This is a genomic window from Ureibacillus endophyticus, assembly GCF_024159215.1.
GTDB classification, from domain to species: Bacteria; Bacillota; Bacilli; order Bacillales_A; family Planococcaceae; genus Ureibacillus; species Ureibacillus endophyticus.
This window is the reverse complement of sequence record NZ_JAMYWW010000001.1, coordinates 2,944,544-2,957,823: the sequence shown is the minus strand read 5'-3', so window position 1 is coordinate 2,957,823 and position 13,280 is coordinate 2,944,544. Positions and strand designations below refer to the sequence as shown.

The window sequence follows — 13,280 nt, the reverse complement described above, 5'->3', positions numbered from 1 at the left end:
CTTGGAGAGTTGTCCGAGAGGCCGAAGGAGCACGATTGGAAATCGTGTAGGCGGGTAACACTGTCTCAAGGGTTCAAATCCCTTACTCTCCGCCATCTTAGACAGCCAGATAATCTGGCCCGTTGGTCAAGTGGTTAAGACACCGCCCTTTCACGGCGGTAACACGGGTTCGAATCCCGTACGGGTCACCATTTTATAAAATAGCCAGCATGGAGGATTAGCTCAGCTGGGAGAGCACCTGCCTTACAAGCAGGGGGTCGGCGGTTCGAGCCCGTCATCCTCCACCATATTTTAAACAAAATAGTATTATCGCGGGGTGGAGCAGTTCGGTAGCTCGTCGGGCTCATAACCCGAAGGTCACAGGTTCAAATCCTGTCCCCGCAACCAAGGTCCCGTGGTGTAGCGGTTAACATGCCTGCCTGTCACGCAGGAGATCGCCGGTTCGATCCCGGTCGGGACCGCCATAAAATGGGTCGATAGCTCAGTTGGTAGAGCATTTGACTGAAGCTCAAAGTGTCGGCGGTTCGATTCCGTCTCGACCCATCTTTATTAAAAATTATTTAAATGCCGGTGTAGCTCAGTTGGTAGAGCAACTGACTTGTAATCAGTAGGTCGTGGGTTCGACTCCTATCGCCGGCACCATACTATGGAGGGGTAGCGAAGTGGCTAAACGCGGCGGACTGTAAATCCGCTCCTTCGGGTTCGGCGGTTCGAATCCGTCCCCCTCCACCATTTAAAATAGGGGCATAGTTCAACGGTAGAATAGAGGTCTCCAAAACCTTTGGTGTGGGTTCGATTCCTACTGCCCCTGCCAATAACCAATTTCAACTAAAGTAATGGCGATTGTGGCGAAGTGGTTAACGCATCGGATTGTGGTTCCGACATTCGTGGGTTCGATTCCCATCAGTCGCCCCATATATCCTCAAAAATAATTAGTTGAAATAATATATAAAATTATGGCGATTGTGGCGAAGTGGTTAACGCACCGGATTGTGGTTCCGGCATTCGTGGGTTCGATTCCCATCAGTCGCCCCATTAAAACTAATGAAAACTTCATCAAATTTTTGGGGTATAGCCAAGCGGTAAGGCAACGGATTTTGATTCCGTCATGCCCAGGTTCGAATCCTGGTACCCCAGCCATTTTGCGGAAGTAGTTCAGCGGTAGAACACCACCTTGCCAAGGTGGGGGTCGCGGGTTCGAACCCCGTCTTCCGCTCCAATATTATAATGGCGGCTTAGCCAAGTGGTAAGGCACGGGTCTGCAACACCCTTACCACCGGTTCGAATCCGGTAGCCGCCTCCATTTTATTTATTAATCGGTTTATCCGATGTTTTTTTTATTATTTGACTTTGCCGGTGTGGCGGAATTGGCAGACGCGCACGACTCAAAATCGTGTTCCTTCTGGAGTGTCGGTTCGACCCCGACCACCGGTATCTTTAAATTAAACATTAAACTGACAAGAGTTCTAGCTCAATACTGAGTTAGAACTCTTTTTGGTTCTATATTAATTGTTGGGGTTTGCCTACAATTTATGAAAAACAAAATGCACAACATCACCTATTTTTCTATACTTGAGTTGACTAGAAACAAGCAGAAAAAGGTGAGTTGTGCATTATGAATTTTAACATGGAACTACCAGGATTAAAAGGTGTAAATATTGAAGAAATGGTTGAACAAGAAAATCGTGTACTAGTCTATATTTCCATGCCTATAAAAGAACATATTTGTCCAGCGTGTGGTGAAAAAACAAAGAAAATACATGATTATCGAATGCGAAAAATCGGCCACCTTTCCTTTTGGGGACGTTTAACTAAGTTGATGTATAAATGTCGTCGTTACCGCTGTCAATGTGGAAAGCGTTTTGCAGAAAAGGCTTCATTTGTCGAGCGATATCAACGTTATTCAAGAGAAGCGAATCAAGCGATGACGATTCAATCCGCGAAATCGAAAACATTTAAAGATGCGGCAATGATTCTCGGTACATCTATTTCAACCATCATAAGAAGATTTAAAAAACAAGCAAAAGCAGTATTACCAAAGGGTGTTCAATTACCAAAAGCAATTGCCATTGATGAATACAAGGGAGATACGGATGCAGGAAAATATCAATTAATTATAGCGAATGCGGAAACACATGAACCAATCGATGTTTTGCCTAATCGCAGACTTCAAACGATCAAAACTTATTTGCAAAAATATGGTCAAGAAGTGGAAATCGTTGTCATGGATATGAATGGAAGTTTTAAAGCAGCGGTTCAACAAGCATTGGGAAAACCAATCATTGTGGCGGACCGATTCCATTATTGTCGTTATATCCATTGGGCTTTAGATGAAGTCCGAAGAAAAGTTCAAAAAGAAATGCATGCCTATGATCGTAAGAAATCGAAGAAAATGCGATTTGTTTTACATAAGAATTCCGACAATCTATCAGAGGAAGAACGTTGGTATTTAAATCGATATCTAGCTTTATCATCAGAGTTAAAGCAGGCTTATGAATTAAAAGAAGCATTTAAACAGTGGTTTACAGAATCCAAAAGGAGAGAAAATATACAGGAGGTCAAAAGTGGATTAGAAGCATTTTACCGAAAGGTAGAAGAAGTAGGCATTCCAAGCTTTTTAAAAAGTATACAAACACTAAAAAACTGGCAGAATGAAATATTAAACAGTTTTGTATTTGGATATTCCAATGGCTTTTTAGAAGGAATTAACAATAAATCAAAAGTGCTCAAACGAAATGCTTATGGATTCCGAAAATATGAGCACTTTAAAGCGAAAATACTATTAGGTCACCTATATAAAAAAATAGAGTTGTATGTTGGGTAGGATGAACGCGCGCGTTCTGCCATCCATTCCTTCTTCGCTACGCTTCAGAAGAAATGGATGGCAGAATAGTATATCAAATATCCAAGTTTTCTTGTCCTCTCATTTCTTACCCCAACAATTGACAAAGGACCTCTTTTTTTAATAAAAATGATTGATAAAATGGTTCTATAATATTTGTTGGGGTTTTACTACAATTTTTGACAATAAAAAAGCACGTAACCACCGATTTCGATATACTTGAATTGACGAGAAACAAGTTATGAAAGGTGATACGTGCAATATGAATTTTAACATGAATATACCAGGATTAAAAGATGTAACAATTCATAAGATGGAGGAGATTGGAGACCGTGTGGCTTTATACGTGTCGCTTCCGAAGAAAGAACATCAATGTCCAGTTTGTAAGAGAATGACCTCTAAAATTCATGATTATCGAGTTCAAAAAATTAAGCATTTAAAATGGTTTGAAAGATTAACTATCCTTTTTTATAAACGCCGTCGTTATGTATGCGAATGTGGAAAACGCTTCTCAGAAAAATCCCCTTTCGTGGATAAATATCAACGTTACTCAAAAGAATGGAACCAAGTTGTTGGAATTCGTTCAGTAAAAGCAAAGACATTTAAGGAAACTGCAGAAGTCCTTGGAACATCTAGTTCAACTGTAATTCGTCGCTTTAAAAATGTTGTAAAAGAACAGTTAAAAGAGGGAGTACATTTACCGAAATGTATTGCAATCGATGAATATAAGGGAGATACCGATGCAGGGACCTATCAACTAATTATTGCGAACGCTGAAACACACGAACCGATTGATATTTTACCAAATCGACGCAAAGAAACGATTAAGGATTATTTAATGAAATATGGAGCAGCTGTAGAAGTAGTGGTAATGGATATGAATCCAAGTTTTAAGGCAGCTGTTAGAAAAGCATTAAATCGCCCCATTATCGTAGCAGATCGATTCCATTTTTCTCGTTATATTTATTGGGCACTAGATGAAGTACGTCGTAAAGTGCAGAAAGAATGGCATCCTTATGATCGTAAAAAGTGTAAGAAAATGCGCCATGTCTTATATAAACGGTTTGATAAGTTAACAGAGAAGAATCGCTGGTATTTAAGACGCTATACAGGGATGTCTAGTGAATTGAGAAAAGCCTATGAACTTAAGGAAGCCTATTGTAAATGGTTTGATTGGGCAAAAACAACTGATGATATAACAGAAGTTAAAAAGAGATTAGAAGCTTTTTACCGTAAGGTAGAAGAAGCAAAGATTCCAGCATTCATAAAAGCGATTCAAACTTTTAAGAATTGGCAAGTAGAGATCTTGAATAGCTTTAGTTTTAGGTATTCAAATGGATTTCTAGAAGGCATTAATAATAAATCGAAGGTAATGAAACGAAATGCTTATGGTTTTAGAAGTTTTAAGCATTTTAAAGCAAAGATTTTATTAAATGATTTATATAAAGAAATCGGGGTTCATTTAGGTTAACAAGGGTGACGTGCAAGAACACATCACCCCAACATTTGACTAAGAACCGATAAAATTGCCCCACATTCTAACTGCACTTTATTCAAAATCTTTCAATTATATTTGCTACAAATAATTATTATTTCCGCAATTATGTAGGCTTTTAGAGCGTTTATAAGTATCATCGCTAGTTATTTTCTTGTATGATCCGTAATACAAAATATTCAATCAGCAATCGTTAAATAGTTCAGTATCTCAAATTCTTCTTAATATTAATTAAAGGAGAAAATATCTATATTATGATTAAAATAAAATTGTTATAGATATAAATGTTTAAAATCTATTTATCTTGACCACCCTTGATAGTAACAAAGAACAGTAGAGAATCAAGGAGGCTTATTATATGGGAGTTTATAAAATAGGAGAATACGATATTGCAATTAAGTTTATTGGAGTTTACACACATATGGCAGTGTGGCAGTATGCAATTAAAAAGGGGAATAAGCTGATTGCTTCTAGCCCAAATCATCCTACAGCAGAGCTTGATGAGTCAAAGGCAGTTCTTGAAATCGCATTGGACGGATTGTTATATATAGGACAGCAATTAGAGGAAATTGATAGAGGAGTACCTAGCGTATTCCACTGAGGAAATAATGAAGCCTTGTTAATGTAGAACATTCTACATTAGCAAGGCTTTTTTTAGTTATCAGCATTATATAAAAAATTCTTTTTCAGTAACAGTTTTATCTTTGTTCCTTTATTGAATAAAATAAGGAGATAAAAATGTCTCTTTACATTTAGCAAATTACTTAAGGTAAAGTGTATTAAGTAAATATGCTTAGAAAGTGGGAATTCAATGTTAAGGACTGACCTTTTTTCAGAAATAGCGGATCGAATTCTATGTTTAGAAAAGGGTCATCCAATTCGAGTAGGGGTTAGTGGAATTACTTCATCTGGTAAGACAACTCTTGCTAATGAACTTGCTGAAGAACTTCGAAAAAGAAAAATAGAGGTGATTAGAACAAGCATAGACAATTTCCATAATCCCAAAAAAATTCGATACAGGCAGGGAAAAGAGTCTCCACTTGGTTATTACGAAGATGCTCACGACTATGATTCCTTTAAAGATAAATTCTTATTACCAATAGGACCAGGGGGAAACTTACACTATCAACTAAAGTCTTTCAATCTGGCAGCGGATGAATATGTATTTCCAGATATAAAAATAGCAAATAAGGATTCGATTTTTATAGTTGATGGAACTTTTCTATTCAAAAAGGATTTATATAACTTATTCGATTTTAGAATATTTGTTGAAACTGACTTTGACATTGCACGAAAAAGAGGAGCTAAAAGAGAACAACATACATTTGGTAGTTACGAAAAAGCTGAAGAAATGTTCTTAAAAAGATACCATGTTGCATCGAAACTTTATCTAGAACAACACTTACCTTAACATAAAGCCCATATAGTCATTAATAATAATGTAATCGATGATCCACTTATTGTTTAATTAAAATAGAAATATGACAGTACAAATAAATAAGCAACAGATTATATAATTTCGTAATGAAATGATTTAAATCTAAATAAAGAGTAATACTAGTAGTATCAAATTTTTACAAAGGAGAAGACATGGACTTATCTCTATTTTTTGTAGCGACAATTATGTGGGTTGGTATACTTTTGTTAGCAAGTTTAGGCAAAACGGGTAATTAGTAAATTATATCTCTCTGTCCCTACCAATTTCATAAGTAATGTAATTAGTCATCTGATTTAATAATTATTTTTCATGATAAATTGAAACTGGCAAGATTTAGTTAATAAATAAGGTAGAAAGAAGGGATTGAGTTATAACTCGATCCCTTTTATCGTGATTTAGTGGGCAATCATTTCATGTGCGATTGTATGTCCATCCATTTCGGAAGGGAAATATGTAGGCCAATTTGTCACTTCATTTAATAATGATTCACAATCGTCTCCCCAATATAAGTGATAATGTTCGGCTTTTGTTGGTGAAATGTTATGGTCACTGAATTGAATATATTGCGGAACATTATCTGCAGGTGCTACTAATTTGAATACATACCGTACACCACGATTTCCTGCTTCATAATTGAGAATTTCGTATCCATCTGTTTGATATTCCCCTGTATAGGCTTTTCCATTTTCGTAAAATGTTACATTGTTGCCATCGATTACAATTCGTTCTGTATTTGTTTTGTAACCCACTTCATAATACGCTTTATATTCCTCGAATGTTTTATCACCTTTATGCTCCGCCTTATGTTCAAATACTTCATCTAATGTTCCATCAAGTAAATATGGATAAACAGATTGCCAATCGCCCTCCCAATCGGAAAGGGTACGTTCTTGTACGTGACTATCTTCAAAATAACCAGCGTGAATTTTTTCTGCCTCTTCATCATGTGCGTGGGAATGATCATGCCCATGTTCATCCGAGTGTTTGTGTTCGCTTTCAGTTGATGGATTATTGACTGTTTGTTTTGCCTTTACCTCAGTGTTTTCCTCCACTTTTGTTTCAGCTGACTGACAACCTATTAATAGTGAGCTAACTGTGAGAACACCTAACCATTTTATTGCTGTTTTTTTCATATTCCTACATCTCCTTTAAATAGTAATCATTACGATTAATGATTATATATACAACCTTTTCCAATGTCAACATAAATAGTAATGATTACGATTAATATTCATATATTAAATTCAAATGATGGTTGAGATATGGAGAGTGATAGAAAAATTATTAGCTTTCATTAAATTCCAACTAAATGCATATTTTTAATTTTCAATACTATGATGAATAAGGAAATACATTAAATGTAAAATGATTACCCATTGTTTAGCTGATGTGAGTAATTTAGGCTTACTAACTGAAATGGATGAAGCATTTGAGTTGTCTGAAGACACTTGGATTGAACTTGAAGGGGAACTAGATATCACTACTTATGATGGAGTACAAATTCCAACAATAAAAATTACCAAGTGGAAAACAATTGAAGAACCATCTGAACCATATGTATATCCAGTATTAACACTAACTTCTTAAAAATTTGAATCACAATTAAGAGTTCTTATTATTTAAGAGCTCTTTTTCTATTTATAGAACAAAATCTTAATTTCTTAAAATCTTTCTCTTCTGAATATATATCTGAAATTTTAGAATATTTATCTTGCAGATGGTAATATAAAAATAGTATTTTCATATGGAAAAGATATTTAATAGTATAAGAATCTAAAGTTATTATTTTGTGATGAAAAAAGAAGGTGACGAGATGAAGGATTGGAGTAACAGTCGAGGATTGTTTTTATCATCAGTGGCGACAGGTGCAATGCTGAATCCACTGAATTCCTCTATGATTGCACTGGCGATTCCAAATATTCAAAGGGATTTTAATTTGTCTTATTTGACGGTTTCTTGGTTAATTACTTCTTTTTATTTAGCGAGTGCAGTGACACAGCCTGTTGCTGGGAAGCTTGGTGACCTAATCGGACGAAGGAAAATGTTTTTAGGTGGACTTATCTTAGTTGCTATTTCTGCTATGGGTGCTCCTTTCGCTCCGTTTTTTGCTATTTTAATTATCATGCGATTATTCCAAGCAGTTGGAAGCGGTTCCATTTATCCTGCAGGAATTGGAATGCTTCGAGACCATATCCATGAAAGACAGGGATCTGCTCTTGCATTTATTTCTTTAACGATGTCGGCAATGGCAGCTTTAGGACCTACAATTGGGGGCTTACTTATTGAATGGGGAGATTGGCCAGCTATTTTCTTAATCAATATTCCTGTTCTGTTACTATGCTTTATTCTAGGTTGGTTTGCCTTGCCAAAGGATGAAGTGAATAAGAAATTAAGCTTTCATGAATTAATTCAAAGAATGGATCTATTAGGTATCCTATTTTTTTCAATTGCAATGGTCGGTATTTTATTATTTTTATTATCCCTTAAAGAAACGGTCAATTATGTAGCAGGGATTTTAGGAGCGTTCTCTTTAATTTGTTTTATCTGGTATGAGCTAAAAACTAAAATTCCATTTATTGATATTCGATTATTTCGTTCCAATCGGAAATTAACTTTAGTGTTTTTGCAATATATCGTTCTAAATTTCATTTACTATAGTTTATTTTTTGGGTTACCAAGTTATTTTCAAGATGGTCTACATTTAAGTGTTGCATATAGTGGCTTGTTAATGCTTTTAGTAACAGGAATGGGAATAATCACAGCACCGTTAGTTGGTCGTTGGGTCGATAAATCAGGAGTGAATTTTCCAATAATGACAGGGAATTTGTTAACAGTTATTGGTGCTATATTACTTTGGGTCTTCTTTGATCATGTACCAATTATCGTAATGTTGTTAATTATTTCTCTTATTGCAGCTGGCTGTAGTTTTGGAAATGTTACATTACAGGCGGCTATGCTTGAAGCTAGTCCGGCTCATATTGTTGGTGTATCAACAGGATTGTATCAAACATGTAGACATTTTGGCTCTATTCTGTCGGCTGTTTCACTAGGTTTAATATTTGGTGCTCAGTTTAATATGGAGCATTTTACAACTTTGATTATTGTCTTCATAGTGGCTGGTTGCCTAGTTGTACTACTAGGTGTGGGCTATTCAAAAGTAAATCCTGAATCTTCAAAAGTTTAATGTGCACATTAGTGAGGGTTCAGGAATTTTCCCTTACATCATTTTACCCATTCTTACTGTGAAAACCTTTTCATTCCATACTACCTTCAGTATAATAAAAACTACCAATCTTCTAGAAAGGCATAAGTCAAAACCAAATTTTCATAGCATTTGTATATTATTTTCTTCATTAAAAAAGAAATAAAGGAGCAATGTATGAAAGGGATTAAATTAAATGACTTATTAACAATTCGCCAAGAAAATGAATTATGGTTTATCAACAATGAACGATCTGTCTTTGTATCGACGAGAGCTTTCGGAGCACTGCAAAAGGATTTAATAGAGAACATTGGGATTAATCGATTAAAGGCTTTTTTCTTTAAGTATGGTTTTCAATTGGGAATGGAAGATGCCCAAGATATCGTGAAAAATAACCCCACGCTAAGCTTAATGGAGAAAATTGAACTTGGTCCGATTATCCATGCATTAAAGGGGTACACGAAATCCCGTATTACAGAAAGCGAACTAAAAGTTGAAGGAAACAAAGTGACTTCCTTGTATTTTAAAGGTGTTTGGGAAAATTCCTATGAGGCAGAACAGCATCTTAAAAATTTTGGAAATAGACAAGGACCTGTTTGTTATACGTTATCTGGCTATGCAACAGGTTTTGTAAAAGAAGTCATTGGAGAAGATGTATTTTTTAAAGAATTGCAATGCCAAGGAGATGGTGCCCCTTGTTGTGTTTGGGAGGGACGTTTACTGTCTGAATGGAAGCAGGAGGCAGAAGAATTCTTTTCTTACAGTAAAGAACTACCGATTTTAAAGGAACTAGAACAAACCAATGAAAAGCTTATTATAGAAAGAAATAATATAGCCTTTGTGTCCAAGACGTATAATGATTTAACTAATGAGCTAATAAAAGGCAATGATATTAATTCTATCTTAAATATTTTATATAAACAAAATCTTGTACCAATTGTAATTGAGGATAGTCGGCAACATGTTATTGCTTCTAAAGGTATAACACTTGAGGATTTTATTACAGTATCCAATCAATTTTCAGAGTTTTCAGTCGTTAATGAGTGCCACACGAAGGTTAAGATATTTACTTTTCCAAAGGGAATCAGTTTGAAAACGCCTATTTATCTTTTAGGACAAATTGTAGGATACTGTTACTTCATCTATGAAAATGAAAAAGTCCCTAATTATGAAATCGATTCCATGATTCTTGATCGATTGGCTTCTATTTGCTCACTTTTATTTTTAAAAGAAAAAACAGAAATAGATTCAATGGAACAGGTGAAGGGACACTTCCTGGAAGAGATAATTAGTGGAAAATATACAAAGCAAGAGATAACTAGAAAAGCAGATTTTATTCAATTAAATCTTTCCGATTCTTTTTATATTGTGACTTTAACCTACAAATTTATGAATTCAAATGCTGAAACGCAATTCACGTTCTATAAAAAAATCCTTGAAATGGTATCTACTTATTTTCGGGAAGAAAAAAATATCAATGTGTTAATTGGCCAACAACCTGAAAGTTTAATCCTCCTCATTACAGAAAAACAAGTACAACATAATATCGAAAAAGTAATTAAAGCATTAATCTCTAATTTAAAAAAGCAAATAAAAAATGCATATTTTTTAGCAGGAATTAGTTCGAAAAATAGTAATATTGTAGATGCAAGGGTCGCATTGGATGAAGCGTGTTCAGCAGTACGACTATCTTCAAGGGATAAGCCAATTACGCTATTTAGTGATTTAGGCGTGCTTGGTATTTTAATCAATAACGAAAACGAGCAATCCATTAAAAAAATCATTCGAGAGCAACTGGGGATACTGTATGAAAATATCGATGACAATAAGCTGGATTTAATTGAAACATTATATCACTTTCTTGAACAAGGCGGTAATTTAGATCAAACAGCGGATAATTTGGCACTCTCAAAAAGTGGGTTGCGCTATCGACTAAACAAGATTACTTGCCTTCTAGATTGTGATTTGCGCAATCCTCAGAAACAATTTCAGTTAATGTTAGCACTAAAAGCATTCAAAATTGTGGAACATGATAAAATTAAACAACTTCAAATAGATTAAAATTGCTTTGATTTACTATTTAGTACAACCTATTGGATTTATCCAGTAGGTTGTATTTTTATGTCCACTAACTAACATAAGATGGCAGTTTTTTTAAATATATCTAACACTCGGTGTCATTGTTAAGAATTTTCAGATAAATTAATATAAACATAGTGATTGACGTAAAAATCACCAAAAAGTAGTAACTATCATTTGAATGGAGTTGAGGGGAATGTACACAGGAAAAGAATATTTAGAAAGCTTAAATGACGGAAGGGTAGTCTATTTAAATGGGGAAAGAATCAAGGATGTTACAACCCATCCAGCCTACAGAAATGCTGCTCGTTCCTATGCAAGAATGTACGATGCTCTACATGATCCAGCTACACGTGATATTTTAACGGCAACTACAGAATTTGGTGACCGAACACATAAGTTCTTCAAAACTCCTACGAGTGCACAAGATTTACTAGAGGCAAGAGATGCAATTGCGGAATGGGCTAAGTTAAGTTATGGATTCATGGGCCGCACACCAGATTATAAAGCAGCATTTACAGGAAGCTTAAATGCGTTTAGTCATTTTTACGAAGGATTTGAAGACAACGCAAAAGCTTGGTACAAAAAAGCAACAAAAGAATTACCATTCATTAACCATACAATTATTAATCCACAAGTAGACCGTTCAAAACCATTACATGAAAATAAAGATGTTTTTGTACGTGCAGTGAAAGAGCGCGATGATGGCATTATTGTAAGCGGTGCCAAAATGGTTGGTACAGCTTCTGCATTAACTCATTATAACTTCGTAGCAAATTATGGTCCGAAAGATTTAGGTGGGGGCGATGATAGCCATGCACTAATCTTCTTTGTGCCGATGAATGCTGAAGGCGTAAGTATGATTAGCCGTCAATCATATGAGTTAAATGCACACCAAAATGGTACACCTTTTGATTATCCATTATCTAGTCGCTTTGATGAAAATGATGCGGTGATTGTGCTCGATAATGTGTTCATACCTTGGGAAAATGTGTTGGCATACCGCAATGTTGAAGTTTCCAATAACTTTGTAACAGGAAGTGGTTTCGTTCCACGCTTTACTTTCCATGGTTGTACACGACTTGCAGTGAAATTAGATTTTATGACGGGACTATTATTGAAAGCAACTGAAGGAGCAGGCACGAAAAATTTCCGTGGCGTTCAATCAAAGATTGGTGAAGTGGTTGCTTTACGAAATATGTTCTGGGGTCTTTCTACTGCAATGGCAACAGATCCTGAGCCAGGACCAAATGGATTAGTTATTCCAAATTCATATTCGAGTGCTGCATACCGCGCATTAGCTCCAGGAGCATGGGTGAAAGTGAAAAATATCTTCGAGCAAGTGGTAGCAGGTGGATTAATTCAATTACCATCTAGTTCAAAAGATTTCTTAAATGAAGATTTAAGACCATATTTAGATACGTATTATCGCGGTACAGGAATCGGTGCCGAAGAACGTGTGAAGTTACTGAAAATGGTTTGGGATACAATCGGTACTGAATTTGGTGGACGCCATGAATTATATGAAGTGAACTATGCTGGAAACCATGAAAACATCAATATGGAAGCATTATTCCATTTTGAAGCAACAGGTGCAGCTGAGCAGCAAATAAAATTCGTTGACTCTGCATTAGACGATTACGATCTTCATGGTTGGACAAATAGCACATGGGCAGATGCATCAAAATCAGTTATTAAATCTTAAACAATCATAGGAGGGGAAAACATGGATGATCGTCAATTTCGCCAAGCGATGGGCAATTTCGCTACGGGTGTCACAGTAATTACAACGGAAATTGATGGACAAGAACATGGCATGACGGCAAATGCCTTCATGTCCGTCTCCCTTGATCCGAAGCTTGTGGTGATTTCCATTGGAGAAAAAGCTCAAATGCTAGAGAAAATCAAAAAAAGTAAAAAGTTTGCAGTTAATATTTTAGCGGATACCCAACAAGAATATTCAATGTTATTTGCTGGTCAAATAAAAGAAGAGAGAAAAGTTAACTTTGAAACGCTTGCTGGACTTCCTGTTTTACCGGGTGCAATCGCACAAGTGGCTTGCGAAGTTGTAAACGAACATGTTGAAGGGGATCATACTTTGTTTATTGGTAAGGTGCTAGACATTAAGGTTGAAGAGAAAGATCCACTAATGTTCTTTAGAGGGAAATATCGCTCTTTATTACCTGAATTGAGTTTTATTAATAAATAAAAATTTATAAAATGG

10 protein-coding genes and 15 tRNA genes are annotated in these 13,280 nt (G+C 35.7%); 24 read left to right on the top strand and 1 reads right to left on the bottom strand.

What is annotated here, in order from left to right; translation table 11 throughout:
• Positions 1-3: 3 nt before the first annotated feature.
• From NKR20_RS14715 to NKR20_RS14625, 19 genes are all read left to right on the top strand, one after another.
• A tRNA-Ser gene (locus NKR20_RS14715) sits at positions 4-95 on the top strand.
• A gap of 21 nt (positions 96-116) precedes the next feature.
• Positions 117-191 (top strand) — tRNA-Glu (locus NKR20_RS14710).
• 20 nt (positions 192-211) lie between these two features.
• Positions 212-287 (top strand) — tRNA-Val (locus NKR20_RS14705).
• A gap of 23 nt (positions 288-310) precedes the next feature.
• Positions 311-387 (top strand) — tRNA-Met (locus NKR20_RS14700).
• 1 nt (position 388) lies between these two features.
• Positions 389-464 (top strand) — tRNA-Asp (locus NKR20_RS14695).
• 6 nt (positions 465-470) lie between these two features.
• A tRNA-Phe gene (locus tag NKR20_RS14690) sits at positions 471-543 on the top strand.
• 23 nt (positions 544-566) lie between these two features.
• Positions 567-642 (top strand) — tRNA-Thr (locus tag NKR20_RS14685).
• A 6-nt stretch (positions 643-648) separates the two neighbouring features.
• Positions 649-732, top strand: a tRNA-Tyr gene (locus NKR20_RS14680).
• 8 nt (positions 733-740) lie between these two features.
• Positions 741-814 (top strand) — tRNA-Trp (locus NKR20_RS14675).
• Positions 815-839: 25 nt separating this feature from the next.
• Positions 840-915 (top strand) — tRNA-His (locus tag NKR20_RS14670).
• Positions 916-959: 44 nt separating this feature from the next.
• Positions 960-1,035, top strand: a tRNA-His gene (locus NKR20_RS14665).
• A 30-nt stretch (positions 1,036-1,065) separates the two neighbouring features.
• Positions 1,066-1,140: transfer RNA gene (locus NKR20_RS14660), tRNA-Gln, on the top strand.
• A 4-nt stretch (positions 1,141-1,144) separates the two neighbouring features.
• Positions 1,145-1,219: transfer RNA gene (locus tag NKR20_RS14655), tRNA-Gly, on the top strand.
• A gap of 10 nt (positions 1,220-1,229) precedes the next feature.
• Positions 1,230-1,303, top strand: a tRNA-Cys gene (locus tag NKR20_RS14650).
• 49 nt (positions 1,304-1,352) lie between these two features.
• Positions 1,353-1,434 (top strand) — tRNA-Leu (locus NKR20_RS14645).
• 181 nt (positions 1,435-1,615) lie between these two features.
• Positions 1,616-2,824, top strand: a complete 1,209-nt coding sequence (locus NKR20_RS14640; protein ID WP_253424673.1) for an ISL3 family transposase — start codon at positions 1,616-1,618, stop codon at positions 2,822-2,824.
• 280 nt (positions 2,825-3,104) lie between these two features.
• Positions 3,105-4,313, top strand: coding sequence for an ISL3 family transposase (locus tag NKR20_RS14635; RefSeq protein ID WP_253422723.1), 1,209 nt, complete (start codon positions 3,105-3,107; stop codon positions 4,311-4,313).
• Between the two features lie 382 nt (positions 4,314-4,695).
• A complete protein-coding gene (locus NKR20_RS14630) occupies positions 4,696-4,938 on the top strand; it encodes a hypothetical protein (protein WP_121216017.1) in 243 nt (80 codons plus the stop codon).
• A gap of 210 nt (positions 4,939-5,148) precedes the next feature.
• On the top strand, positions 5,149-5,748 hold the full coding sequence (locus NKR20_RS14625; protein WP_253427229.1) for a nucleoside/nucleotide kinase family protein: 600 nt from the start codon (positions 5,149-5,151) through the stop codon (positions 5,746-5,748).
• Between the two features lie 422 nt (positions 5,749-6,170).
• Here the strand turns inward: NKR20_RS14625 and NKR20_RS14620 are convergent, their stop codons facing one another.
• Positions 6,171-6,908 carry a ZinT family metal-binding protein gene (locus NKR20_RS14620; RefSeq protein WP_253427227.1) on the bottom strand — a complete coding sequence of 246 codons (738 nt, stop codon included), beginning with the start codon at positions 6,906-6,908 and terminating at the stop codon, positions 6,171-6,173.
• A gap of 232 nt (positions 6,909-7,140) precedes the next feature.
• Here NKR20_RS14620 and NKR20_RS14615 point away from each other — a divergent pair, with 232 nt between their 5' ends.
• From NKR20_RS14615 to NKR20_RS14595, 5 genes are all read left to right on the top strand, one after another.
• On the top strand, positions 7,141-7,362 hold the full coding sequence (locus NKR20_RS14615) for a TIGR03943 family putative permease subunit (protein ID WP_121215963.1): 222 nt from the start codon (positions 7,141-7,143) through the stop codon (positions 7,360-7,362).
• 226 nt (positions 7,363-7,588) lie between these two features.
• Positions 7,589-8,959 (top strand): MFS transporter, encoded by a 1,371-nt coding sequence (locus NKR20_RS14610; protein WP_121215964.1) that lies wholly within the window; start codon positions 7,589-7,591, stop codon positions 8,957-8,959.
• Between the two features lie 195 nt (positions 8,960-9,154).
• Entirely contained in the window at positions 9,155-11,038 is a 1,884-nt protein-coding gene (locus tag NKR20_RS14605; protein WP_253427225.1) for a XylR N-terminal domain-containing protein, read from the top strand.
• A gap of 214 nt (positions 11,039-11,252) precedes the next feature.
• Positions 11,253-12,761: a 4-hydroxyphenylacetate 3-hydroxylase family protein gene (locus NKR20_RS14600; RefSeq protein WP_121215966.1), complete on the top strand. Its 1,509-nt coding sequence runs from the start codon at positions 11,253-11,255 to the stop codon at positions 12,759-12,761.
• A 21-nt stretch (positions 12,762-12,782) separates the two neighbouring features.
• Positions 12,783-13,265 (top strand): flavin reductase family protein, encoded by a 483-nt coding sequence (locus NKR20_RS14595; protein ID WP_121214905.1) that lies wholly within the window; start codon positions 12,783-12,785, stop codon positions 13,263-13,265.
• The last annotated feature ends 15 nt before the right edge of the window (positions 13,266-13,280 follow it).